The sequence below is a fragment of the Rhizobium sp. P1_B8 genome (genome assembly GCF_056406515.1).
This window is the reverse complement of the sequence record NZ_JBFTZZ010000020.1, coordinates 68225-91636: the sequence shown is the minus strand read 5'-3', so window position 1 is coordinate 91636 and position 23412 is coordinate 68225. Positions and strand designations below refer to the sequence as shown.

Sequence of the window (23412 nt, the reverse complement as noted above, 5' to 3'; positions counted from 1 at the left end):
GTCGATGAGATTAGCAGCTGACAGCAGCAAATTCAGACTGTTCGCCTTCATGGCGGCGGTCCTGATGACGGCGGCCATGGTTTCCGCCGAGGAGGACGTTGTCGCCATTCGGCAGGCGGACATGAAAGCCATGGCCGCAGCGGCAAAAACGATCTCCGGCATGTTCAAGGATTCGACGACCTACAAGGCCAGCGAGTTCAAATGGGCGGCCGACACCATCCGCGACAGGGCTGGAGGCGTTCTCTCTGCACATTTCGCGTCCGCGGCCGACGGTCGGCAGTCGAAGGCCGGACCGAACATTCTGAAGGAGCGCGACCGGTTCGACCGCATCGCCAACGACTTGCGCGACTACGCCGTCGCGCTGGATGCCGCCGCGCAGAAGAACCCAGGGCCGATGACTGCAAGCATGCGCATGAAGCCCGGAGAGGCGATGGGCGGCGGTCCCTTTGGCACCCACGTCCGCAACGAGCACGAACTGTCGACGATGGCGGCGGAACACGCGTTCCACCTCATGCTACAGACCTGCACGACCTGCCACACCCGGTTCAGGATGGAATGACGGCGGCCACTCGCGATTGGAATTGTCTGCGCCCGAATATTCATTGAGGAAAGATCGGCGGTTAGAGGCGGTCGACCCATTGTAGCGACTCGACAAAGAAAAGCCCGCGCCGAAGCGCGAGCCGAATTCATAACAGAACAGCTTTAGTGGCTGTTCTTGTGGCTTTGTTGACCAGCCTTCACATGCTGTTCATGGCTGCCGCCGCGGGTTCCGCTGGACTGCGCGTCGCGGCCGGCTGAGGCGTCGCGGGCATTGGAGTCGTTCTTGTGACTCTGCTGCCCAGCCTTGACGTGCTGTTCATGGGATCCACCTTGGTTTGCCATTCGGTTCTCCTTGGTTGTTGAACGAGGCCACGTCGACCTCAATGGGAAAACCTCGCTCCGGCGCATGCGTTCCGCATTTTAATATTTCGTGATCTCCGCTCGAAAAGAACCGGATGAGGAAACGAACCGGGCGGGTAGGGAGCTCGCCTGCCATTGCGTTGGCCACCGGGAGAAAGCGGAAAAATCCCGATGTTCTCCAGCACCGCCGCGTCCGCTTGGCGCGGCCCGCAACCTCGATCAAAAAATGCGCATCTCGGCGAAAAGGTTCCAGGAAAACAACCGCATCCATTCATGCCTGAAGCCTCAATGCGGCTTGCGGGCTCTTTCCAAATCGACGGGTCGCTCTAGCTTAAAAGATACCTGACGAAAAGGAGAAAACCATGACCGACGCACCGAATACGGCGACCCCGGCGCGGAGAGTGTTGCGTGGCCGCCCCTATAGCATCGGCGAATTTGCCAGGAAATATCGGCTCGACGACAAGGAGGCAAAGCGCCTCTACGAGAAGTTCGGCCCGTCCGCCACCGAACTTGACCTGTTGATGGCGGCAAAGCGGCGCCCACCGGGCCTGCCGACCAATCTCGACGCCTGACGGGCGCCATGGGGATCCGAACCGGAAGCTGCCTTTGCGGGGCGGTCGCCTACAGGGTGGAAGGCGAGCCGCTTCGCACCGGCCTCTGCCACTGCGCCGATTGCCGCAAATCGAGCGGCTCCGCCTTCGTCTTCTTCGCGGTCTGGCCGCGTCAGGCTTTCTCCCACAGCGGCGAGATCGCCACCTTCGCCGGCCGCAGCTTTTGCCCCGTCTGCGGCGGCAGGCTTTTCTGCCTCCGGGAAGATGAGGCGGAACTCCGCCTGGGGTCCCTAGACACTCCACCGACCGACCTTGCGCCTAGCTATGAGGTCTGGATCAAGCGGCGTGAACCGTGGTTGCATCCGTTGCCCGGCGCGGCCCAATTTGCCGAGGATGCGAACTGACCGGCGCTAAAGCGCGTCGCGATCGAGCTTGCCGCGCTTTAGATCTTTGATTTTCCGCATGTCGTGATCGCAAAACCGCTGCACAGTTTTGCGCGACATGCTCAGTCGCACCGAAACTTGACTTTCCTTACCAATATTTCATTTCACCCATCTGCAATTCCGTGCCAGTTCGGCGGCAGTGCTAATCGCCGGTTCATCTGCGTTGTGATTATTTCGCCGCAGAGGCCGCAAGCGGCCACTGACTGATTGAGGACGACATGAACAAAATCGTAAGCGGCAGCGAAACCGGAGCAAAGACAGGCGCAGCGTCCGATCTCGCCGCAGTCCTTGCGGCATCGGGACGGCAGGGCAAGCGCAGCCGCTGGCGCGGACGCCTGATCATCCTGCTGATCCTCATCGCTGCTGCCGCAGTCGCCGCTTATTTCTATATGGGCCGTGGGCAAAGCGAATTGAGCTATGATACCCAGCCAGCAAAACGCGGCGACCTGACGGTGCTGGTCACCGCCACCGGCTCCGTGCAGCCGACCGAGCAGGTGGATATATCAAGCGAGCTTTCCGGCACGGTTCGCGACGTTAATGTCGATTACAACAGCACGGTCAAATCAGGCGAAGTGCTCGCTCTCCTCGATACCAACAAGCTCGAGGCGGATGTGAAGAGTTCGCGCGCCAAGCTCAATTCGGCCAAGGCGAACGTCGTCAAGGCCAATGCCGATATGCAATCGGCAGGCACCTCGCTCGAGCGGTTGAAAAGCCTGGTCAGGAGCAACGTCTCCACCCAGCAGAGCCTCGACGACGCCAGCTACAAATATGATTCCGCCGTCGCCGCCAAACAGATCAATGAGGCCGAGGTCCTTGCCTCGGAGGCCGACCTGCAGCTTGCCGAAGTCAATCTCGCCAAGGCGAAGATCATATCGCCGATCGACGGCGTCATCCTCACCCGCTCCGTCAATCCCGGTGCCACGGTCGCAGCCTCGCTGTCGGCGCCGATCCTTTTCACCATTGCCGGCGACCTGAAGAAGATGGAGCTGCAGGTCGATGTCGACGAGGCCGATGTCGGCCAGATCGCTGTCGGCCAGAAGGCGAAATTCACAGTCGACGCCTATCCCGACCGGAGCTTTCCCGCCGAGATCGAGCAGATCCGCTTCGCCTCCGAAGTGGTCAACAATGTCGTGACCTATAAGGCGGTTCTATCCGTGGACAATGCCGATCTGTTGCTGCGCCCCGGCATGACGGCGACGGCCGACGTCACCGTCGAGGCCGTCAAGGATACGCTGATGGTGCCGAACGCTGCGCTGCGCTACGCCCCGGCGCAGGCGGAAAGGCGCGGCCGCGGCATTTTCGGAATCTTCGGCCCGCCACGCCAGCGCAACAACAATGCCGGCCCGGCGCTGAAGGGCGCTGAGCGTCGTGTCTGGGTGCTGCGCAATGGTCGCCCGGCGCCTGTTGTCATCCAGGTCGGCTCATCCGACGGCCAGTTCACCCAGGTCGTCTCCGGCGACATCAAGGAAAACGACGCACTGGTGACCGACGCCACGACGCGTGCGAACTAGGCGGAGAGACGGATGGCAAGCCCGCCGCTCATCGAATTCAGACAGGTCTCGAAAATCTACGGCGAGGGTGAGGCGGCGATCCGCGCGCTCGACCACGTCGACCTTGCGATCAACGCCCATGAATTCGTCGCGATCATGGGGCCGTCTGGCTCCGGCAAGTCGACGGCGATGAACATTCTCGGCTGCCTCGACGTGCCGAGCGCCGGCGACTACATCTTCGAAGGCATTCCGACCAGCGGCTTCGACCGCAGCCAGCTGACGCTGCTGCGCCGCCACATGCTCGGCTTCGTCTTCCAGGGCTTCAACCTCCTGTCGCGCACCTCGGCCGTCGAAAATGTCGAGCTGCCGCTGATCTATCGCGGCATGGCGGTGCGCGAGCGACGCGAGCGGGCCCGCGAAGCCCTGGCGCTGGTCGGTCTCACCGGGCGCGAACATCACAAGACACAGGAACTGTCCGGCGGCCAGCAGCAGCGCGTCGCTATCGCCCGCGCCATTGTCACCGAGCCGGCACTGCTCTTGGCCGATGAGCCCACAGGCAATCTCGACACCAGGACCAGCGTCGAGATCATGGATCTGATGACGCGGCTGAACCGCGAGCAGGGCATCACCATCGTCATGGTCACCCATGAGCCCGATATCGCCGCCTATGCCCAGCGGCTGCTGCGTTTCGTCGACGGCAAGCTGGAGACTGAAGTCGAGCACCGGAGGAGGGCGGATCATGTTCTTTGAGACGCTGAAGCTGGCGCTGCGGGCCATCAGCCGCAACATGCTGCGCTCGTTTCTGACCGTGCTCGGTGTCGTCATCGGCGTTGCCGCCGTCATCGCGCTGGTGACGATCGGCAACGGCACCACCGCGCAAGTCTCGACCGAGCTGTCGCGGCTTGGCACCAATATGCTGTTCGTCCGCCCCGGCCAGTTCGGCCCCGGCCGGGCGAGCTCCGAGGCCAAGCGCTTCAGCGTCAAGGACGTCGCGGCTATCCGCGACCAGATCGGCGGCCTCAGGGCCGTGGCGCCGCTCAACCAGTCCACAGCGACCGTCATTTTCGGCGGCCAGAACCATTCGACCAGCGTCTCCGGTACCACCAATGACTATTTCATCGCACAGGACTGGAATCTGGCGCTCGGCCGCAATTTCCTGCCCGCCGAGGAACGCGGCCAGGCGCGCTGCATCATCGGCGAGACGGTGCGCTCGCAGCTCTTCGGCAGCGCCGACCCCACAGGCCAGCAGATCCGCGTCGGCAAGGTCTCATGCCCCGTCATCGGCGTGCTTGCCAAGCGTGGTCAGTCCGGCATGGGCAACGACCAGGACGATGTCGTCATCATGCCGGTCAAGGTGTTTCAGCGGCGCATCAGCGGCAACAGCAACGTGCCGCAGATCATCATCTCGGCGCGCGACGGCGTCTCCACAGCCAAGGTGCAGTCCGATGTCGAAAATCTCCTGCGCGAGCGCCGCAAGATCGTGCCCGGCCGCCAGGACGATTTCAACGTCAACGACATGACCCAGATCGCCGAGGCGATGACCGGCACGACGACGCTGCTGACCGGCCTGCTCGGCGCCGTCGCTGCGATCAGCCTGCTCGTCGGCGGCATCGGCATCATGAACATAATGCTGGTCTCCGTCACCGAGCGCACCCGCGAGATCGGCATCCGCCTGGCGATCGGCGCGCTGGAAAGCCAGGTGCTCACCCAGTTCCTGGTCGAAGCGGTGGCACTGTCGCTGTTCGGCGGCATCACCGGCATCGTGCTGGGCTTGAGCCTCGGCTTCGGCGCTGTGACGCTGCTGAAAGTCCCCTTCGTCTTCAGCCCGCTGATGGTCGCCGTCGCCTTCCTCTTCTCCGCGGCGATCGGCATGATCTTCGGCTATTTCCCGGCGAGAAGGGCAGCGCAGTTGAACCCCATCGAGGCGCTGCGACACGAATAAATGCGCCGTGGCAAAACGCGTGATGTCCCTCTACTCCTGTTAATCGAACGCAAGCGCTATCGGAGGCTGGCATCATGCCGCTCAGCAGACTGGTGATCTACGCTGGGAATGTCGAGGAAACGGCGCGCTTTTATGAGAAGCACTTTGGTTTCAAGGCGACCAGCCTGCCTGGCGACAGGATCATTGAACTCATCGCTCAGGACGGCGGTGCGAATATCATGCTGCACCGGGCCGCCAAGGGGCAGCGGAGCGGCCAATCCATCGTCAAGCTGGTCTTCGACGTAGAGGATGTCGAGGCCTTTTGCAGGCGATGCGCGGAGAATGGCCTGGAGTTCGGTGCCATCCATAAAGCCGATGGCTATCTGTTCGCCAATGCAAAAGACCCGTGTCAAAATTCGATCTCGGTTTCCAGCCGGGCGTTCCGCAAGGGGTGACCGAGGGGTAGTGCCGGCCGGCCTGATGACATAGGCGAGGCGGTGTGCGTCAGTAGGCCGGGGCGGGTGGCACGAGCCTTCATCACGGTGACGTCAATGCCTCGCCGGTTTTCGGCAGCCTCACTATGTTATCTATCTGTCTCTATTCTGATATTCAGTGCCGACTTGTCTTCGGTTTTTGACCGTGCCACAATGTGATATATCAGTTTGAGGCGACGGATCTCCGCATGCAGACGTCACAGAGCCATCTTGCCTATCTCGCGCTGGAGCATCTGATCGTGACGCTGGCGCTGAAGCCCGGTGCGCTCGTCACCGAAAAGCAGTTGATCGATATGGCCGGCCACGGGCGTACGCCAGTGCGCGAGGCGATCCAGAAGCTTGCCTGGCAAGGGTTGATCCTGGTCAAGCCGCGCGTCGGGCTGCAGGTGGCCGAAATCGCACCTGACGATCACGGCAACGTCATGCAGGTGCGCCGCGAGTTGGAGCCGATCGCGGCAAGCCTGGTCGCCGAACATGCGAGCGACGAGCAGCGCGCGCGTCTCAACGACTGCGCCCGCGCGATGGAGGAATGCGCCGTCACCGGCGATCTCGCCGGCTTCTTCGCCGCCGACAAGGCTTTCGACGAAATCCTTGAGGATGCCTGCCCGAACGGCTTCATCACGGCAGCACTCGGCCCGGTGCAGACGCATTCACGTCGCCTCTGGTACTCCACCGCAAGCCCGGAGCGAATGGATCGCGCCATCGCGCTGCACGTCGCCGTCATCCGCGCCATCCACCAGGGGCCGGATGAAGCACGCGCCGCCATGGCGGTGCTGATCGACTATCTCGCCCGCAAATAAAAACGGCCCCGTTTCCGGAGCCGTTGTCAGATCTGATTGTCGGAAAGCGTCAGCCGACGAAAGCGCGCTCGATGACGAATTCGGCGGGCTTGCTGTTGGCGCCTTCGTCGAGGCCGGCCTTTTCGAGCAGTTCCTTGGTATCCTTCAGCATCGCCGAGGAACCGCAGATCATGCCGCGGTCGATTTCCGGATCGAGCGGCGGCACGCCGAGATCGGTGAACAGCTTGCCGGAGGAGATCAGGTCGGTGATGCGGCCGCGATATTCGAAATCCTCGCGCGTGACTGTGGGATAGTGGCGCAGCTTGTCGCCGACGACTTCCTTCAGCAGCTCGTCATTCTGAATCTCGTGCACGAGGTCGAAGCCATATTTCAGCTCGGCGACATCACGTGTCGTATGGGTGAGGATGACTTCCTCGAACTTCTCATAGGTCTCGGGGTCGCGGATCAGGCTGGCGAAAGGCGCAATGCCCGTTCCCGTCGAGAACATGTAGAGACGACGGCCGGGCGTCAGCGCGTCAAGCACCAGCGTGCCCGTCGGCTTCTTGCGCATCAGTACCTGGTCGCCCGGCTTGATCGCCTGCAGATGTGAGGTGAGCGGACCGTCCGGTACCTTGATCGAGAAGAATTCAAGCTCCTCGGCCCAGGCGGGGCTGGCGATCGAATAGGCGCGGAAGACCGGTTTGCCCTCGACCATCAGGCCGATCATCGCGAATTCGCCGGAACGGAAACGGAAGCCCTGCGGCCGGGTCATCGTGAAGCGGAAGAGCCGGTCGGTATAGTGCGTGACATCGAGCACCGTCTCGGCATAGACGCCGGCGGGGATGGACAAGGCGAAGTCTTCGGTCTTTGCAGGCGCGTTCATTTCGGTAGCGGATCCCGTTTCGTCGGATGAACAGTCGGATGCAAGCGAGATATTACAAATCGGGCCGGAATTAAAGGCATTCCATTCCACGCGACGCTTCTAAAGGGAAATATGCATGTCATTGTCAGGATTCAATGGCTGGCGGGGAATGTCGTATTTCCCGCTGGCGAAGCCCGGCAAAGGATGCATATTAGAGCAGCACGCCGGAAACGGATGCCGGTTTTCGGCAAAAATGGTGCGACAACAAAGACCTACGGCGTCGAACCCGATTCAGCAATAGGGTTCGGCGATGGTGGCGAAAAAAGATGCTTGCCGGGGCGAGCGCGATAGGGCGGTCGGGGGAATATGAAGATTTTCAACTACAAGCGTGTTCCTTATGCGGAGATGCGCGCCTTTTCCGTCCATATCCTGACGGCATCCGGCTCCTTCCTTGCCTTTCTCGGCGTCGTTGCCGCCGCCGAACACCGCTTCATCGACATGTTCTGGTGGCTGGGCCTCGCCCTTCTCGTCGACGGCATAGACGGGCCGATCGCCCGCAAGGTGCGCGTCAAGGAAGTGCTGCCGAACTGGTCGGGCGATACGCTCGACAATATCATCGATTACGTCACCTATGTGCTTCTGCCGGCCTTCGCGCTCTATCAGAGCGGCATGATCGGCGAGCCCTGGTCCTTCGTCGCCGCCGGCATGATCGTCGTCTCCAGCGCCATCTACTATGCCGATATGGGCATGAAGACGGACGAGTATTTCTTCTCCGGCTTCCCTGTCGTCTGGAACATGATCGTCTTCACGCTGTTCGTCATCGATGCCAGCGCCACGACGGCGCTCACTGTGGTCATCGTCTCGGTGGTGCTGACCTTCCTGCCGATCAATTTCCTCCACCCGGTTCGGGTCAAAAGGCTGCGCCCGCTCAACCTCGGCGTCTTTTTCCTGTGGTCGGCGCTCGGCATTTTTTCGCTACTGATGCATTTCGACACGCCCGAATGGGCGCTCATTCTCTTTATCGTGACCGGAATCTATCTTTACGTCATCGGCGCGGTGTTGCAATTCTTCCCCGCCCTTGGACGCGAAGCTTAGGATAGGCAGATGACCAAAACGCAGGCGGTTTCATTTTCGAGGACGGGCGGGCCGGAGGTTTTCGACTATGTCGAGATCGATCTTCCGCCACCCTCGGCGGGCGAAGTGCAGATCAGGCAGGCGGCGGTCGGGCTTAATTTCATCGACGTCTATTTCCGCAACGGCACCTACAAGACCCCGCATCTGCCCTTCGTCACCGGCAAGGAAGGCGCCGGGACCGTGACATCGGTCGGCCCCGGCGTCGAGGGTTTCAAGGTCGGCGACCGTGTTGCCTACGCCGGCGCAGACGGCGCCTATAGCGCTGAGCGCAATATCGAGACGCGGCATCTGGTGCTTGTGCCTGACGGCATAGAGCTCGAAACGGCAGCGGCGATGATGCTGAAGGGCATGACCGCCGAATATCTCTTGAACCGCACCTTCAAGGTCGGCCCGCAGACGGTCCTGCTGTTCCACGCCGCTGCCGGCGGCGTCGGCCTGATCGCCGGCCAATGGGCAAAGGCGCTCGGCGCCACCGTCATCGGCACGGCGGGCTCCGAAGACAAGATCGGGCTGGCGCTCGCCCATGGCTACGACCATGTGATCAACTACAAGAGCGAAGATTTCGTCGGCCGTGTCCGCGAAATCACCGGTGGCAAGGGCGTCGATGTCGTCTACGATTCGATCGGCCGCGATACTTTTCCACAGTCGCTCGATTGCCTGAAGCCGCGCGGCCTTTTTGCCTCCTTCGGTCAATCCTCCGGGCCGATCGAGAATTTCACCCTTGCGGCACTGGCGCAGAAAGGCTCGCTCTTTGCGACGCGGCCGACGCTCTTCACCTACATCGCCGCGCGCCAGGAACTGATCGACAGTGCGAAAGCGCTATTTGATATTGTGCAAAGCAACAAAGTGCGTATCAATATCAATCAAACCTATCCGTTACGTGAGGTTGGGCAGGCTCACGCGGATCTGGAAACAAGAAAAACAACAGGAACGACGCTGCTGATTCCATGAGATCCGAACGGACCGGTTGGCAGAAGAAATGAGGGGAACGTGTCGCCATTGAATGTGCCGGATTCCGGTGCGTTATTATCGGTTCAGAAGCTGACGAAGTTCTTCGGAAGCTTTGCAGCCTGCAATGAAATCGATCTCGATATAGCGCCGGGCGAAATTCATGCGCTTCTCGGCGAAAACGGTGCAGGCAAATCCACCCTGGTGAAAATGCTGTTCGGCGTTCTCGATCCGACGGGCGGGCATATCCTCTGGCAGGGCCAGCCGGTTGCGATCGCCTCGCCGGGGGAGGCCCGCAAGCTCGGCATCGGCATGGTCTTCCAGCATTTCTCGCTGTTCGAGGCGCTGACGGTTGCCGAAAACATCGCGCTGTCGCTCGATGACGCTATCCCGATCGACAAAATCGCCGAGGAGGCGAGGGCGCTGTCGGTCGCCTACGGCCTGCCGCTCGATCCGCATGCCCATGTCGCCGATCTCTCGGTCGGCGAACGCCAGCGCATCGAGATCGTCCGCGCACTGCTGCAGAACCCGAAACTCATTATCCTCGACGAGCCGACCTCGGTGCTGACGCCGCAGGAGGCCGACAAGCTGTTCGAGACGCTGTTCAAGCTGCGCGCCGAGGGGCGTTCGGTTCTTTATATCAGCCACCGCCTGGAGGAGGTGCAGCGCATCTGCGATCGCGCCACCGTGCTGCGCCATGGCCGTGTGACCGGCGCCTGCGATCCCAAGCATGAAACGCCGGCCTCGCTCGCCCGCATGATGGTCGGCAGCGAGGTGGCGACCGTGACGCATCCGGAGCGCAGCGACAAGGGCGAGGTGCAGCTTGCCGTTGCCAACCTTTCCGTCGCAGCCCGCACGCCCTTCGCTATGCCGCTGCGCGATGTGTCGATGGCGGTGCGCTCGGGCGAGATCCTCGCCATCGCCGGTGTCGCGGGCAATGGGCAGAGTGAACTCTTCGACGCTCTGTCCGGCGAATATCCGGTTGCTTCGGCCGAGGCGATCGTCATCCGCAAAAAGCACGTGGGCAATCAGGGCATTACCGCTCGCCGTCTTCTCGGCGCCGGCTTCGTGCCGGAGGAGCGCCACGGCCATGCCGCCGTCTCCGCCATGAAATTGTCCGACAATCTCGTCCTTGCCCGCAGCCAGTCGGACCGCAAGGCGTTCCTGGGCCTGCTCGGCATCATCCGCCATGCGGCGGTGAAATCTGCCGCAAGGCGCATCTCCGAGGCCATGGATGTCCGCAAGAGCGGCGATGATCCGGCCGCCGGCTCCCTGTCCGGGGGGAATCTGCAGAAGTTCATCGTCGGCCGCGAGCTCGACCGCCAGCCCGCAGTACTCGTCGTCAACCAGCCGACCTGGGGCGTCGATGCCGGGGCTGCAAGCCGCATTCGCCAGGCGCTCGTCGATCTCGCAAGAGCTGGTTCGGCTGTCGTCGTCATCAGCCAGGATCTCGACGAGATCTTCGAAGTGGCGACCGATATTGCCGTCATCTGCGAAGGCCGTCTTTCCCACCCGTTTCCGGCCGGCGAACTGACGCGGGAAAGGATCGGACTGCTGATGGGCGGCCTGCACGAGAGCAGCTCTCGCCCGGAGGCGCCCCATGCGCATTGAACTTGAAAAACGGCCCGACGTCTCGAAGCTCTTCGCCTTCGTCTCGCCGCTGCTTGCCCTTGTCCTGACGCTGGTATTCGGCGCCATCATGTTCGCCATGCTCGGCAAGGACCCGGTCGAGGCACTTGACGCCTTCTTCATCGAGCCGCTGCTCGAGGTCTGGTCGCTGCACGAGCTGGCGATCAAGGCCGGGCCCCTGATCCTGATCGCCGTCGGCCTGGCCGTCTGTTATCGCTCGAACAATTGGAATATCGGCGCCGAAGGCCAGTTCACCATCGGCGCCATCACCGGCTCCTATCTGCCGATCGTCTTTTACGACTGGCATTCGCCGCTCGTGCTGCCGCTGATGCTGATCCTTGGTGCGCTCGGCGGTGCGCTTTTCGCCGCCATTCCGGCGCTGCTGAAGGCGCATTTCAATACCAACGAGATCCTGACGTCGTTAATGCTGGTCTATATCGCCCAGCTCTTCCTTGACTGGCTGATCCGCGGCGCCTGGCGCGATCCGAAGGGCTTCAACTTTCCAGTCTCGCGCGATTTCGCACCGGAAGCGGTGCTGCCGGCGATCTGGGAGGAATCGGGCCGGGCCCATTGGGCCTTCATCTTCGCCATTGTCGCCGCAATCGGCGTCTGGTTCATGTTGCGCTATACGCTGAAAGGCTTTGAGATCGTCGTGCTCGGCCAATCGGAGCGGGCAGGGCGCTTTGCCGGTTTCTCCCCCAAGAAGATGATCTGGTTCAGCTTTCTCTTTTCGGGCGCGCTTGCCGGGCTTGCCGGCATCAGCGAGGTTTCCGGCTCGATCGGCCATTTGCAGCCGGCGATCTCGCCGGGCTACGGCTTCACCGCCATCATCGTCGCCTTCCTCGGCCGCCTCAATCCGCTCGGCATCATCGCATCCGGCCTGGTGCTGGCGTTGACCTATCTCGGTGGCGAGGCAGCACAGCTTTCGCTCGGCGTTTCCGACAAGGTCACCCGCGTCTTCCAGGGTCTGCTGCTCTTCTTCGTGCTCTCCTGTGATACGCTGATCTATTACAAAATCCGCATTGTCTGGTCGCGGCTAAGGGGCAGGGCGGCATGAGCATCTTCGAAGCCATTCTGCTGACGGTCATCACCGCCTCCACACCGCTCGTCATCGCAGCACTCGGTGAACTGGTGACCGAGCGCTCCGGCGTTCTCAATCTCGGTGTCGAAGGCATGATGATCATGGGTGCGGTCGGCGCCTTTGCTGCGGCACAGCTCACCGGTTCGGCCTATATCGGCATTGTCGGGGGCATCGTCAGCGGTGCGCTGTTTTCCTGGCTCTTCGCCTTCCTGACGTTGACGCTCGTCGCCAATCAGGTGGCAACAGGCCTTGCGCTGACGATCCTCGGCCTCGGCGCTTCCGGCATGCTCGGCGAAGCCTTCGTCGGCGCCCCCGGCATCCGGCTGCTGCCGATCGAAATCCCGGTACTTTCAGCCATTCCCTATATCGGGACGGTCCTCTTCAAGCAGGATCTGATCTTCTACCTGTCGATCCTGCTCGTCATCGCCGTCAACTGGTTCCTGTTCAGGAGCCGCACCGGCCTGAAGATCCGCGCCATCGGCGATAATCACGCCTCCGCACATGAGCTCGGCATCAATGTCATCCGCATGCGCTACCTCGCCGTGATGTTCGGCGGCGCCTGCTCGGGCCTTGCCGGCGCGCAGCTATCGCTGATCTATACGCCGCAATGGACCGAGAACATGTCGGGCGGGCGCGGCTGGATCGCACTCGCGCTGGTGGTCTTCGCCTCCTGGCGGCCGTGGCGTCTGCTGGCTGGTGGTTATCTCTTCGGCGCGGTGACGATCCTTCAGTTGCATGCGCAAGCCTTCGGTATCGGCATTCCCTCGCAGTTCCTATCGATGCTGCCCTACGCGGCGACGGTTGTGGTCCTCATCATCATCTCGCATAATCGACGCACGACGTTGATCAATACGCCGGCATCGCTCGGCAAGGCCTTTGTGCCCGACCGGTGAGCAACAACAAAAAGACGGGTTTCGAAACTTCCAACCAACAGGGATCAAAATGAAAAAACTAGCACTTGCTCTCGCAGCAACCGCTGCCCTCGTCCTGAGCATCGGCTCGGCCGCCGAGGCCGCCGACAAGACCAAGGTCTGCTTCGTCTATGTCGGCACCCGCACCGACGGCGGCTGGACGCAGGCCCATGAGAACGGCCGCCTCCAGGTCGAGAAGGAATTCGGTGACAAGATCGAGACGCCCTACCTCGAAAGCGTCCCGGAAGGCCCGGATGCGGAACGCGCCATTGAGCGCATGGCCCGCTCCGGCTGCTCGCTGATCTTCACCACGTCTTTCGGCTACATGGACGCCACCGTTGCCGTCGCCAAGAAATTCCCGAAGGTGAAGTTCGAGCATGCGACCGGTTTCAAGGCCGCCGACAACGTCGCGACTTACAATTCGCGCTTCTATGAAGGTCGCTATATCAGCGGCATCATCGCCGGCAAGCTCTCGAAAACCGGTACGGCAGGCTATATCGCCACCTTCCCGATCCCTGAGGTGGTGATGGGCATCAATGCCTTCGAAGCCGGTGCCAAGTCGGTCAACCCGAACTTCAAGATGAAGGTCATCTGGGTCAATACCTGGTTCGATCCGGGCAAGGAAGCTGACGCCGCCAAGGCGCTGATCGACCAGGGCGTCGATATCCTCGCCCAGCACACCGACACCACGGCTCCGATGCAGGTCGCCGAACAACGCGGCGTCAAGGCATTCGGCCAAGCTTCCGACATGATCAAGGCCGGCCCGAATGTCCAGCTGACTGCGATCATCGACACCTGGGGCAATTACTACTCCAAGCGCGTCAAGGCGCTTCTCGACGGCACCTGGAAGTCCGAGCAGAGCTGGGACGGCCTGAAGGACGGCATCTTGACGATGGCGCCTTATACCAACATGCCCGACGATGTGAAGAAACTCGCCTCGGAAACCGAAGCCAAGATCAAATCAGGCGAGCTGCATCCCTTTACCGGGCCGATCAACAAGCAGGACGGCACGCCCTGGCTGAAGGCCGGCGAGAAGGCCGATGACGGCACTTTGCTCGGCATGAACTTCTACATCGAAGGCGTCGACGACAAGCTGCCGGGCAAATAATCCCGCAAGCTGTCTCGCAGATGCGAAGAGCGCCCCTGTGGGCGCTCTTTTTTTGCTGCAATGCATCCCAAGATTCCGATTTACAAAAGTAATACTATATGATTTTTTGACCCTGCGCCGCGAGATGCGGCATTGGGAGGAAATCATGAAATTGAAGACTGCACTTTTGAGTGCCACGATTCTGGCTGCCTGCATGTTCGGTTCTGCTTCGGCCGCCGGCCTCACTGTCGGCTTCTCGCAGATCGGCTCGGAATCGGGCTGGCGTGCGGCTGAAACGACTGTGACCAAGGAGCAGGCCAAGAAGCGCGGCATCGATCTGAAGTTTGCCGATGCGCAGCAGAAGCAGGAAAACCAGATCAAGGCTTTGCGCTCCTTCATTGCTCAGGGCGTCGATGCCATTCTCATTGCTCCGGTCGTCGAAACCGGCTGGGACGACGTTCTCAAGGAAGCCAAGGAAGCCAAGATTCCGGTCATCCTTCTCGACCGTACCATCAAGGCTCCCGACGATCTCTACCTGACGGCGGTGACGTCAGACCTGGTCCATGAAGGCAAAGTCGCAGGCGACTTCTTGGTCAAGACCGTCGGCGACAAGAAGTGCAATGTCGTCGAACTTCAGGGCACCACCGGCTCGTCGCCGGCCATCGCCCGCAAGAAGGGCTTCGAAGAGGCGCTTGCCGGCCACGACAACCTCAAGATCGTTCGCAGCCAGACCGGTGACTTCACCCGCACCAAGGGCAAGGAAGTCATGGAAAGCTTCCTGAAGGCCGAGAATGGCGGCAAGGATATCTGCGCTCTCTACGCCCATAACGACGACATGGCCGTCGGCGCCATCCAGGCGATCAAGGAAGCCGGCCTGAAGCCCGGCAAGGATATCCTCGTCGTCTCCATCGACGCCGTGCCCGATATCTTCAAGGCGATGTCCGAAGGCGAGGCCAATGCCACGGTCGAGCTGACACCGAATATGGCAGGTCCGGCCTTCGATGCGCTCGAAGCCTATCTGAAGGACAAGAAGGCTCCGGCCAAGTGGATCCAGACTGAGTCGAAGCTCTACACGCCTGCCGACGAACCGATGAAGGTCTACGAAGAGAAGAAGGGTCAGGGCTACTGATCTGATGTGACACCGCTGCATAATTCCTTAAATCGGAACTCGATTTCGGGATAAAATCATGCAGCAATTCAAAGCGCTACAGCGTCCTTATGCGTCTCGAAAGACACAGGCGGCGCTGTAGAACCGCACCGGCCCGTCATGGACCGGTGCGGAACTGCCTTTGCCGCCTTGGGACGTCATGTCCGGCCGCGGCGCGGCTTTTGCCGTCAATATCAGGAAAACAGACCCTTATGATTCACGATTTCGAGAACGTTCTCGCGGCCTCCGGAATATCGAAATTCTTTCCCGGCGCAGTGGCGCTGGATAAGGTCGATTTCACGCTCCGCAGAGGCGAGGTGCACGCATTGCTGGGCGAAAACGGTGCCGGCAAGTCGACGCTGATCAAGTGCATCACCGGCGCCTATCATCGCGACGAGGGCAGCCTGACGCTGGACGGCCAGGAAATCAATCCGGCCAATACGCTCGCCGCCCAGAAGCTCGGTATCGGCACGGTCTATCAGGAGGTCAATCTCCTTTCCAATCTGAGCGTCGCTGAAAACCTCTTTCTCGGACGCCAGCCAAGGCGGTTCGGCATGACCGACGTGCGTTCGATGAACCGCAAGGCACGCGATCTGCTCGCCGGCTATGGCGTCGATATCGACGTCACCGCCGAACTTGGCCGTTTCTCCGTCGCCGTCCAGCAGGTGGTTGCCATCGCCCGTGCCGTTGATCTTTCAGGCAAGGTGCTGATCCTCGATGAGCCCACTGCAAGTCTCGACAATCAGGAGGTGGCGCTGCTCTTCCGCATCATCGAAGACCTCAAGAAGCGCGGCCTGGGCATCGTCTTCATCACCCATTTTCTCGAGCAGGTCTATGCGATCAGCGACCGCATTACCGTGCTGCGCAACGGCAAGCTCGTCGGCACCCGCGAGGTCGCCGATCTGCCGCGCCAGGGCCTGATCGCCATGATGCTCGGTCGCGAACTGGCGCATGTCGAGGAGACGGTCAAGCAACACAGCCTCGCGGCAGGCGAGGTCCGATATCGTTTCGCAGGCTACGGCAAACGCGGCAAGGTCAAACCATTCGACCTTGAGGTGCGCGCCGGAGAGGTGGTCGGTGTTGCCGGCTTGCTCGGCTCCGGCCGCACCGAAACCGCCGAACTGCTTTTCGGCATCGAGCATGCCGACAGCGGCAGCGCCACGATCGACGGCCAGCCGGTCACGCTTTCGAGTCCGCGCGCCGCGATCGCAAAGGGTTTCGGCTTCTGCCCCGAGGACCGCAAAACCGATGGCATCATCGGCGACCTGTCGATCAGGGAGAACATCGCACTTGCGCTGCAGGCTCGCCGCGGCTGGACGCGGCCGCTCTCGCGCGCCGAACAGAATACGCTTGCCGACCGCTACATCAAGGCGCTCGATATCCGCACCACCGATCGCGAGAAGCCTATCCGGCTGCTCTCCGGCGGCAATCAGCAGAAGGCGATCCTCGCCCGCTGGCTGGCGACCAATCCCAAGTTTCTGATCCTCGACGAGCCGACCCGCGGCATCGATGTCGGCGCCCATGCCGAGATCATCCGGCTCATCGAAGAGCTCTGTGCCGGCGGCATGTCGCTGATCGTGATTTCCTCGGAACTTGAAGAGCTTGTCGCCTATAGTTCACGTGTCATCGTACTTCGCGACAGACAGCATATCGCTGAACTGACAGGCGAGCGTATCACCGCTGCCGGCATCGTCGAAGCCATTGCCGCCGCCGAACACAAGATGGAGGATGCATGAGGTCCTCCGTGAAAGCGCTGGCATATCGCCTGGCGCCGCAATTGATTGCGCTCGTTGTCATTCTTTTGTTGAATTTCATCACGTCACCGCAGTTTTTTAATGTCGTTGTTCAGAATGGCCGGCTCTATGGCAGCCTGATCGATGTGCTGAACCGCGGCGCGCCGGTGGCGCTGCTGGCGATCGGCATGACGCTGGTCATTGCCACCAAGGGCATCGACCTGTCCGTCGGTGCGGTCATCGCGATCTGCGGCGCCGTCGCCGCATCGTCGATTGTTTCAGGAAATTCAGTTGCCTACACCATTATCCTGACACTTGCGATTGGGCTTGCCTGCGGCGTCTGGAACGGGTTCCTGGTGGCAGTCCTCAATATCCAGCCGATCATCGCCACGCTGGTGCTAATGGTGGCCGGCCGCGGCATCGCCCAGCTGATCACCGAAGGCGCCATCCTGACCTTCAACGATGACGGGCTGACCTTCTTCGGCAGCGGTTCGCTGCTGCTTCTACCGATGCCTGTCGTCATCTGGCTTCTCGTCGGCCTGCTCGTCATCCTGCTTGTCCGCCGCACGGCGCTCGGCATGCTGATCGAGGCCGTTGGCATCAATCGCCGCGCCAGCACGCTCTCCGGCATTCAAACGCCGGTGCTGCTGATGGCGGTCTATATGCTGAGCGGGATCTGTGCCTCGATTGCGGGCATCATCGTCGCAGCCGACATCAAGGGCGCGGATGCCAACAATGCCGGCCTATGGCTGGAACTCGACGCGATCCTGGCCGTCGTCGTCGGCGGCAATTCGCTGCTCGGCGGTCGCTTCAGCATTCTCGGATCGCTGATCGGCGCGATGATCATCCAGGCGGTGAATACCGGCATCCTGTCCGCCGGCTTCCCGCCTGAATTCAACCTGATCATCAAGGCCGTCATCATTATCGTCATCCTCGTCATCCAGTCGCCTGCGGTGCAATCGCTCGCCATCTTCGCCAGCCGCCGGCAGGGCGGAAGGGAGCAGCCGAAATGAACTCCAAATACCTGCCGCTGCTTGCGACCATCGTCATCTTCGTGCTCGCCTATGCTGGATGCGCGCTGCAATATCCGAACATTCTGTCGACGCGCGTCATCGGCAATCTATTGACCGACAACGCCTTTCTCGGCATCGCCGCCGTCGGCATGACCTTCGTCATCATTTCGGGCGGCATCGATCTGTCGATCGGCTCGGTCATTGCCTTTACCGGCGTGTTCCTCGCGGTGATCCTGCAGAAAACCGCGATCCATCCGCTGCTCGCCTTTGCGATCGTGCTCGTCATCACGACTGCCTTTGGCGGTATCATGGGCGCGATCATCCACTATCTGGAAATGCCGGCCTTCATCGTCACGCTTGCCGGCATGTTCCTGGCACGCGGCATGGCCTTCGTGCTCTCGATCGACAGCATTCCGATCGATCACGAATATTATTCGACGCTGACGAGCCTCTATTACCGTCTCCCCGGCGGCGGGCGGCTGACGCTGATCGGCGGCATCATGCTTCTGGTCTTTGCGGTCGGCATCTTCATCGCCCAGCGCACCCGCTTCGGCACCAACGTCTATGCACTCGGCGGCGGCACGCAGACGGCGCGGCTGATGGGCGTGCCGGTCGGACGCACGACAATCCAGATCTATGCGCTGTCGGGCTTTCTTGCAGGCCTATCCGGGATCGTTTTTTCGCTGTACACCTCTGCCGGATATTCTCTTGCAGCAGTCGGCGTCGAACTCGATGCCATCGCGGCGGTGGTCATTGGAGGGACGCTGCTGACCGGAGGAGCGGGATTCGTGGCGGGAACCTTGATCGGTATCCTGATCCAGGGGCTCATTCAGACCTACATCACCTTCGACGGTACGCTGTCGAGCTGGTGGACCAAGATCCTGATTGGCCTTCTGCTATTTGCATTCATCCTAATGCAGAAAGCCATCCTGTTCGTTTCCAGTCTGAACAAGAGGTACGCCTGAGGGGGAGACGGATCGCTTGCGCTACAAATTGGACGAGACACGCAAGACGGGGCGCAGAACCCGGACGAGCCACGCCCAGGTCGTCGACGAACTTGGCAAGGCGATCGTCGCCGGCACCTATCCCGTTGGCTCGATCCTGCCTGGCGATACGGAACTGGCGCAGCGTTTCAAAGTGTCCCGCACCGTCTTGCGTGAGACGATGAAGACGCTTGCCGCCAAGGGCATGGTCGTCGCCAAGGCGCGGGTCGGCACGCGTGTGACCGAGAAGAACCTCTGGAACATGTTCGACAGCGAGATCATCGCCTGGCACTTCGACAACGGCGTGACGGAGGAGTTTCTGCTGCAGCTCTACGATATTCGCCTCGCCTTCGAACCCTTCGCCGCCGGTCTCGTCGCCGAGCGGGCGAATGCCGAGGATATCGAGATGCTGCGCGGGCTGGCGCTCGAGATGGCCGCGGCCGGTCATACAGCCGACAGCCTCGCACTCGCCGACCTTCGTTTTCACCTGGCGATCGCCGAAGCCTCGCACAATCCCTTCATGCGGACGCTCGGCAGCCTCATCGAAGCGGCTCTCGTCGGCATGTTCCGCATAAGCACGCCGCCAACCGAAAACGGCTTCGCCAATATCGCCGACACCCATATGCGCATCGTCGATGCGATCGTTTCCGGCGATAACGCCGCCGCGCGCCGCGCGATGGAGGACGTCATCTTGGATGGCCGCGTTCATGTGCACGAAGCCTTCGTGGCCCGCGGTTCCGACGCCGTCACAGGGCCGATTTCGGCCGCAATTTCACCTTTGTGAAGGCTTTGCTTATCTATAGCGCCGCGCGTCTTTTCGAGAGCCGCAAAGGACGCTGCAGCACTTTGAATGGCTGCATAATTTATCCTTAAATCGATTCCGATTTAGGGAATTTTGCAGTATGAGGCGATAAAGCCGCCTCATGGCGCGGATTCGCGGAGCAAATCATGGAACGCACTTGTCTTGCCGTCATCCTTGCCGCCGGTGACAGCACGCGGATGAAATCCTCGAAATCGAAGGTGCTGCATCCGGTCGCCGGACGGCCGATGATCGCCCATGTGGTCGAGGCGGTCGCCTCCGCCGGCATCTCGTCCGTCGCCCTTGTCGTCGGCCGTGACGCCGAGGACGTGGCGAAGGCCGCAAGCATCGACGGCGTCGGCATCGAATCCTATCTGCAGAAGGAACGCCTCGGCACCGGCCACGCGGTGCTGGCGGCGCGCGAAGCGATCGCCAAGGGTTACGACGATATCCTCGTCACCTATGGCGACGTGCCGCTCCAGACCGACGGGCCGCTCAAAGCCGCCCGCCAGGGCCTTGCCGATGGCAGCGATGTCGTCGTCATCGGCTTCCACACCGACCGCCCGACCGGCTACGGCCGCCTGCTCGTCAAGGACGGCGAACTCATCGCCATCCGCGAGGAGAAGGACGCGACCGATGCCGAGCGCACCGTCACCTGGTGCAACAGCGGGCTGATGGCGATCAACGGCAGAAAGGCGCTCGATCTTCTCTCGCGCATCGGCAATGCCAATGCCAAGGGTGAATTCTATCTGACCGATCTCGTCGAGATCGCCCGTTCGCTCGGCGGACGCGTCACCGCGGTCGACGCTCCCGAGATCGAGATGACGGGCTGCAACACCCGTGCCGAGCTCGCCGTCATCGAGCGTTTCTGGCAGGAGCGCCGCCGCCACGAGATGATGCTGGCCGGCGTCACCATGATCGCGCCGGAAACGGTTTTTCTGTCCTATGATACCGTCATCGGCCAGGATGCGCTGATCGAGCCGAACGTCGTCTTCGGTCCCGGCGCGGTGATCGACAGCGGCGCCGTCATTCATGCTTTCTCGCATATCGAAGGCGCCCATGTCAGCCAGGGTGCGACCGTCGGCCCCTTCGCCCGGCTGCGGCCGGGTGCCGATCTCGCCAACGGCGCGAAGGTCGGCAATTTCTGCGAGGTCAAGAACGGCCGGCTGGGCGAGGGCGCCAAGGTCAACCACCTGACTTACATCGGCGATGCCGTCATCGGCGCCGGCAGCAATATTGGCGCCGGCACGATCACCTGCAACTATGACGGCGTCAACAAGAGCGAGACGGTGATCGGCGAAAACGCCTTCATCGGTTCCAATTCCTCGCTGGTCGCGCCGGTGACGATCGGCGACGGCGCCTATATCGGCTCCGGCAGTGTCATCACCGTCAATGTGCCGGCCGACGCGCTGGCGCTCGGCCGCGCCCGGCAAGAGATCAAGCCCGGCCGCGCGACGCTGCTGCGCGAACGCGCGCTCGCCATCAAGGCGGCGAAGAAGGCGAAAGCCTGACCGGCCTTGCGTAACCGGCGGAAATTCAAAGTGACCGCCGAGGTGATTGAGAAATAAGCAGGAATCGTTAGGACTGGCCTCGTCATCGAAGCCTTCATGGGGATACTATATGTGCGGCATTGTGGGGATCGTCGGAACTGCGCCTGTTGCCGGGCGCCTGGTCGATGCGCTGAAGCGTCTCGAATATCGTGGTTACGATTCCGCCGGTGTCGCCACCATTCATGACGGCGTGATGGATCGCCGCCGCGCCGAGGGCAAGCTGTTCAATCTGGAAAAGCGCCTCGACAGCGAACCGCTGCCCGGCATCGTCGGCATCGCCCACACGCGCTGGGCGACCCACGGCGTTCCCAACGAGACCAATGCCCATCCGCATTTCGTCGAAGGTGTCGCCGTCGTCCATAACGGCATCATCGAGAATTTCTCCGAGCTTCGCGACGAACTGACCGAGGAGGGTTCGGTCTTCCAGACCCAGACCGACACCGAGGTGGTCGCCCATCTGCTGGCGAAATACCTGCGTGAGGGCCTCGATCCGCGCGACGCCATGCTGAAGATGCTGAACCGGGTGACCGGAGCCTATGCGCTGGCTGTTATGCTCAAGGCCCATCCCGGCACGATCATGGCTGCCCGTTCCGGACCGCCGCTTGCCGTCGGCTATGGCCGCGGCGAGATGTTCCTCGGCTCGGACGCGATTGCGCTCTCGCCCTTCACCAACGAGATCACCTATCTCGTCGACGGCGATTTCGCCGTTCTCACCCGCGACGGTGTCGCGGTGCTCGATTTCGCCGGCAAGCCGGTCAAGCGCGCCCGCCAGATCTCGCAGGCGACCGCCTATGTCGTCGACAAGGGCAACCACCGCCATTTCATGGAAAAGGAAATCTACGAGCAGCCGGAGGTCATCTCCCACGCGCTCAGCCACTATGTCGATTTCGCCGAGAACACAATCGGCGCCAATGCCGCCGCGATCGACTTCAAGGCGTCAACCGGACTTGCGATCTCGGCCTGCGGCACCGCCTATCTCGCAGGCCTCGTCGGCAAATACTGGTTCGAGCGTTATGCCCGCCTGCCTGTTGAGATCGACGTCGCCTCCGAGTTTCGCTACCGCGAAATGCCGCTTTCGCCGTCGCAGGCAGCGCTGTTCATTTCGCAGTCCGGTGAGACCGCCGATACGCTAGCATCGCTGCGCTATTGCCGCGATAACGGGTTGAAGATCGGCGCGGTCGTCAATGTCCGCGAATCGACGATCGCGCGCGAATCCGACGCCGTCTTCCCGATCATGGCCGGCCCCGAGATCGGCGTTGCCTCGACCAAGGCCTTCACCTGCCAGCTTGCCGTGCTGGCAGCGCTGGCGATCGGCGCCGGCAAGGCGCGCGGCACGGTGAGTGCCGACGAGGAGAGGGCGCTGGTGCGCCATCTCGCCGAAATGCCGCGCATCATGAGCCGGGTGCTAAACCTTATCCAGCCGCAGATGGAAAGCCTGTCGCGCGAGCTGTCGAAGTGCAAGGACGTGCTCTATCTCGGCCGCGGCACCAGCTTCCCGCTCGCCATGGAAGGCGCGCTGAAGCTCAAGGAAATCTCCTATATCCATGCCGAAGGTTATGCCGCCGGCGAATTGAAGCACGGCCCGATCGCGCTGATCGACGAGAACATGCCTGTCATCGTCATCGCTCCTTACGACCGCTTCTTCGAAAAGACCGTCTCGAACATGCAGGAGGTCGCAGCCCGCGGCGGCCGCATCATCTTCATCACCGACGAGGCCGGCGCGGCCGCCTCGAAACTGCCGACCATGGCGACGATCACCCTGCCTGTGGTCGACGAAATTATCGCGCCGATGATCTTCTCGCTGCCGATCCAGTTGCTCGCCTATCACACTGCCGTCTTCATGGGCACCGATGTCGACCAGCCGCGCAACCTGGCGAAATCCGTGACCGTGGAATAAGCCTGTAGGGCCGGGACCGTCGCGCCGAAACATATTGTGCGGCGCCCCGAATTCTGGCAG

General features: G+C 61.6%; 23 protein-coding genes. 21 read left to right on the top strand and 2 right to left on the bottom strand.

All coding sequences use genetic code 11. The annotated features are described in order from the left end of the window. Nucleotides 1-49: 49 nt before the first annotated feature. Nucleotides 50-559 carry a cytochrome c gene (locus AC1D2N_RS23190; RefSeq protein ID WP_245484484.1) on the top strand — a complete coding sequence of 170 codons (510 nt, stop codon included), beginning with the start codon at nucleotides 50-52 and terminating at the stop codon, nucleotides 557-559. Nucleotides 560-702: 143 nt separating this feature from the next. Here the strand turns inward: AC1D2N_RS23190 and AC1D2N_RS23185 are convergent, their stop codons facing one another. Then, on the bottom strand, nucleotides 703-882 hold the full coding sequence (locus tag AC1D2N_RS23185; protein WP_130652367.1) for a hypothetical protein: 180 nt from the start codon (nucleotides 880-882) through the stop codon (nucleotides 703-705). A gap of 380 nt (nucleotides 883-1262) precedes the next feature. On the opposite strand from AC1D2N_RS23185, the gene AC1D2N_RS23180 reads away from it, so the two are divergent. The 7 genes from AC1D2N_RS23180 (at nucleotide 1263) to AC1D2N_RS23150 (ending at nucleotide 6599) form a co-directional block, all read left to right on the top strand. Continuing rightward, a complete protein-coding gene (locus tag AC1D2N_RS23180; RefSeq protein ID WP_018241980.1) occupies nucleotides 1263-1472 on the top strand; it encodes a hypothetical protein in 210 nt (69 codons plus the stop codon). An 8-nt stretch (nucleotides 1473-1480) separates the two neighbouring features. Further along, entirely contained in the window at nucleotides 1481-1855 is a 375-nt protein-coding gene (locus AC1D2N_RS23175) for a GFA family protein (protein ID WP_018241981.1), read from the top strand. Nucleotides 1856-2112: 257 nt separating this feature from the next. Beyond that, nucleotides 2113-3405, top strand: a complete 1293-nt coding sequence (locus AC1D2N_RS23170) for an efflux RND transporter periplasmic adaptor subunit (RefSeq protein WP_113544197.1) — start codon at nucleotides 2113-2115, stop codon at nucleotides 3403-3405. Between the two features lie 12 nt (nucleotides 3406-3417). Continuing rightward, entirely contained in the window at nucleotides 3418-4134 is a 717-nt protein-coding gene (locus AC1D2N_RS23165) for an ABC transporter ATP-binding protein (RefSeq protein WP_112903020.1), read from the top strand. Further along, the gene (locus tag AC1D2N_RS23160) at nucleotides 4124-5326 is read left to right on the top strand and encodes an ABC transporter permease (RefSeq protein ID WP_018241984.1); all 1203 of its coding nucleotides are present in this window, start codon (nucleotides 4124-4126) and stop codon (nucleotides 5324-5326) included. The genes AC1D2N_RS23165 and AC1D2N_RS23160 overlap by 11 nt, the downstream gene beginning before the upstream one ends. A 74-nt stretch (nucleotides 5327-5400) precedes the next feature. Continuing rightward, a complete protein-coding gene (locus AC1D2N_RS23155) occupies nucleotides 5401-5760 on the top strand; it encodes a VOC family protein (RefSeq protein ID WP_130652368.1) in 360 nt (119 codons plus the stop codon). A 227-nt stretch (nucleotides 5761-5987) separates the two neighbouring features. After that, complete coding sequence (locus AC1D2N_RS23150) at nucleotides 5988-6599, top strand: GntR family transcriptional regulator (RefSeq protein WP_130652369.1); 612 nt, start codon at nucleotides 5988-5990, stop codon at nucleotides 6597-6599. A 49-nt stretch (nucleotides 6600-6648) separates the two neighbouring features. Here AC1D2N_RS23150 and AC1D2N_RS23145 read toward each other — a convergent pair whose 3' ends face one another. Next, nucleotides 6649-7461, bottom strand: a complete 813-nt coding sequence (locus AC1D2N_RS23145; RefSeq protein ID WP_018241987.1) for a ferredoxin--NADP reductase — start codon at nucleotides 7459-7461, stop codon at nucleotides 6649-6651. 345 nt (nucleotides 7462-7806) lie between these two features. Between AC1D2N_RS23145 and pcsA the strand changes: the two genes are divergently transcribed. The 13 genes from pcsA (at nucleotide 7807) to glmS (ending at nucleotide 23352) form a co-directional block, all read left to right on the top strand. Beyond that, nucleotides 7807-8535, top strand: coding sequence for a phosphatidylcholine synthase (gene pcsA / locus AC1D2N_RS23140; protein WP_018069600.1), 729 nt, complete (start codon nucleotides 7807-7809; stop codon nucleotides 8533-8535). A gap of 9 nt (nucleotides 8536-8544) precedes the next feature. Next, nucleotides 8545-9525, top strand: a complete 981-nt coding sequence (locus tag AC1D2N_RS23135) for a quinone oxidoreductase family protein (RefSeq protein WP_130652370.1) — start codon at nucleotides 8545-8547, stop codon at nucleotides 9523-9525. A 39-nt stretch (nucleotides 9526-9564) separates the two neighbouring features. Next, the gene (locus tag AC1D2N_RS23130) at nucleotides 9565-11133 is read left to right on the top strand and encodes an ABC transporter ATP-binding protein (RefSeq protein WP_115157543.1); all 1569 of its coding nucleotides are present in this window, start codon (nucleotides 9565-9567) and stop codon (nucleotides 11131-11133) included. Continuing rightward, nucleotides 11123-12208, top strand: coding sequence for an ABC transporter permease (locus tag AC1D2N_RS23125; RefSeq protein ID WP_130652371.1), 1086 nt, complete (start codon nucleotides 11123-11125; stop codon nucleotides 12206-12208). Before AC1D2N_RS23130 ends, AC1D2N_RS23125 begins: the two co-directional genes overlap by 11 nt. Further along, nucleotides 12205-13125 (top strand): ABC transporter permease, encoded by a 921-nt coding sequence (locus AC1D2N_RS23120; RefSeq protein ID WP_130652372.1) that lies wholly within the window; start codon nucleotides 12205-12207, stop codon nucleotides 13123-13125. Before AC1D2N_RS23125 ends, AC1D2N_RS23120 begins: the two co-directional genes overlap by 4 nt. Before the next feature lie 49 nt (nucleotides 13126-13174). Then, nucleotides 13175-14251: a BMP family ABC transporter substrate-binding protein gene (locus tag AC1D2N_RS23115; RefSeq protein ID WP_018241992.1), complete on the top strand. Its 1077-nt coding sequence runs from the start codon at nucleotides 13175-13177 to the stop codon at nucleotides 14249-14251. 145 nt (nucleotides 14252-14396) lie between these two features. Continuing rightward, entirely contained in the window at nucleotides 14397-15359 is a 963-nt protein-coding gene (gene ytfQ / locus AC1D2N_RS23110) for a galactofuranose ABC transporter, galactofuranose-binding protein YtfQ (RefSeq protein ID WP_003559333.1), read from the top strand. A gap of 230 nt (nucleotides 15360-15589) precedes the next feature. Next, nucleotides 15590-17113, top strand: a complete 1524-nt coding sequence (gene ytfR / locus AC1D2N_RS23105) for a galactofuranose ABC transporter, ATP-binding protein YtfR (protein ID WP_018241993.1) — start codon at nucleotides 15590-15592, stop codon at nucleotides 17111-17113. Then, nucleotides 17110-18123 (top strand): ABC transporter permease, encoded by a 1014-nt coding sequence (locus tag AC1D2N_RS23100; protein WP_018241994.1) that lies wholly within the window; start codon nucleotides 17110-17112, stop codon nucleotides 18121-18123. The genes ytfR and AC1D2N_RS23100 overlap by 4 nt, the downstream gene beginning before the upstream one ends. Continuing rightward, complete coding sequence (gene yjfF / locus AC1D2N_RS23095) at nucleotides 18120-19088, top strand: galactofuranose ABC transporter, permease protein YjfF (protein WP_065277512.1); 969 nt, start codon at nucleotides 18120-18122, stop codon at nucleotides 19086-19088. The genes AC1D2N_RS23100 and yjfF overlap by 4 nt, the downstream gene beginning before the upstream one ends. 16 nt (nucleotides 19089-19104) lie before the next feature. Further along, nucleotides 19105-19890 carry a FadR/GntR family transcriptional regulator gene (locus AC1D2N_RS23090; protein ID WP_018241996.1) on the top strand — a complete coding sequence of 262 codons (786 nt, stop codon included), beginning with the start codon at nucleotides 19105-19107 and terminating at the stop codon, nucleotides 19888-19890. Nucleotides 19891-20054: 164 nt separating this feature from the next. Continuing rightward, nucleotides 20055-21416, top strand: coding sequence for a bifunctional UDP-N-acetylglucosamine diphosphorylase/glucosamine-1-phosphate N-acetyltransferase GlmU (gene glmU / locus AC1D2N_RS23085; RefSeq protein WP_130652373.1), 1362 nt, complete (start codon nucleotides 20055-20057; stop codon nucleotides 21414-21416). A gap of 109 nt (nucleotides 21417-21525) precedes the next feature. After that, nucleotides 21526-23352: a glutamine--fructose-6-phosphate transaminase (isomerizing) gene (gene glmS, locus AC1D2N_RS23080; protein WP_130652374.1), complete on the top strand. Its 1827-nt coding sequence runs from the start codon at nucleotides 21526-21528 to the stop codon at nucleotides 23350-23352. Nucleotides 23353-23412: the final 60 nt, after the last annotated feature.

Bases quoted from the DNA above. Each gene is read 5' to 3' on its own strand.
- AC1D2N_RS23145 (WP_018241987.1), bottom strand. From the start codon at position 7,461: ATGAACGCGCCTGCAAAGACCGAAGACTTCGCCTTGTCCATCCCCGCC.
- AC1D2N_RS23100 (WP_018241994.1), top strand. From the start codon at position 17,110: ATGAGGTCCTCCGTGAAAGCGCTGGCATATCGCCTGGCGCCGCAATTG.
- ytfQ (WP_003559333.1), top strand. From the start codon at position 14,397: ATGAAATTGAAGACTGCACTTTTGAGTGCCACGATTCTGGCTGCCTGC.
- AC1D2N_RS23190 (WP_245484484.1), top strand. From the start codon at position 50: ATGGCGGCGGTCCTGATGACGGCGGCCATGGTTTCCGCCGAGGAGGAC.
- AC1D2N_RS23120 (WP_130652372.1), top strand. From the start codon at position 12,205: ATGAGCATCTTCGAAGCCATTCTGCTGACGGTCATCACCGCCTCCACA.
- AC1D2N_RS23125 (WP_130652371.1), top strand. From the start codon at position 11,123: ATGCGCATTGAACTTGAAAAACGGCCCGACGTCTCGAAGCTCTTCGCC.
- AC1D2N_RS23150 (WP_130652369.1), top strand. From the start codon at position 5,988: ATGCAGACGTCACAGAGCCATCTTGCCTATCTCGCGCTGGAGCATCTG.
- AC1D2N_RS23155 (WP_130652368.1), top strand. From the start codon at position 5,401: ATGCCGCTCAGCAGACTGGTGATCTACGCTGGGAATGTCGAGGAAACG.
- yjfF (WP_065277512.1), top strand. From the start codon at position 18,120: ATGAACTCCAAATACCTGCCGCTGCTTGCGACCATCGTCATCTTCGTG.
- AC1D2N_RS23160 (WP_018241984.1), top strand. From the start codon at position 4,124: ATGTTCTTTGAGACGCTGAAGCTGGCGCTGCGGGCCATCAGCCGCAAC.
- AC1D2N_RS23170 (WP_113544197.1), top strand. From the start codon at position 2,113: ATGAACAAAATCGTAAGCGGCAGCGAAACCGGAGCAAAGACAGGCGCA.
- glmS (WP_130652374.1), top strand. From the start codon at position 21,526: ATGTGCGGCATTGTGGGGATCGTCGGAACTGCGCCTGTTGCCGGGCGC.
- glmU (WP_130652373.1), top strand. From the start codon at position 20,055: ATGGAACGCACTTGTCTTGCCGTCATCCTTGCCGCCGGTGACAGCACG.
- AC1D2N_RS23135 (WP_130652370.1), top strand. From the start codon at position 8,545: ATGACCAAAACGCAGGCGGTTTCATTTTCGAGGACGGGCGGGCCGGAG.
- AC1D2N_RS23175 (WP_018241981.1), top strand. From the start codon at position 1,481: ATGGGGATCCGAACCGGAAGCTGCCTTTGCGGGGCGGTCGCCTACAGG.
- AC1D2N_RS23185 (WP_130652367.1), bottom strand. From the start codon at position 882: ATGGCAAACCAAGGTGGATCCCATGAACAGCACGTCAAGGCTGGGCAG.
- pcsA (WP_018069600.1), top strand. From the start codon at position 7,807: ATGAAGATTTTCAACTACAAGCGTGTTCCTTATGCGGAGATGCGCGCC.
- AC1D2N_RS23165 (WP_112903020.1), top strand. From the start codon at position 3,418: ATGGCAAGCCCGCCGCTCATCGAATTCAGACAGGTCTCGAAAATCTAC.
- AC1D2N_RS23115 (WP_018241992.1), top strand. From the start codon at position 13,175: ATGAAAAAACTAGCACTTGCTCTCGCAGCAACCGCTGCCCTCGTCCTG.
- AC1D2N_RS23180 (WP_018241980.1), top strand. From the start codon at position 1,263: ATGACCGACGCACCGAATACGGCGACCCCGGCGCGGAGAGTGTTGCGT.
- ytfR (WP_018241993.1), top strand. From the start codon at position 15,590: ATGATTCACGATTTCGAGAACGTTCTCGCGGCCTCCGGAATATCGAAA.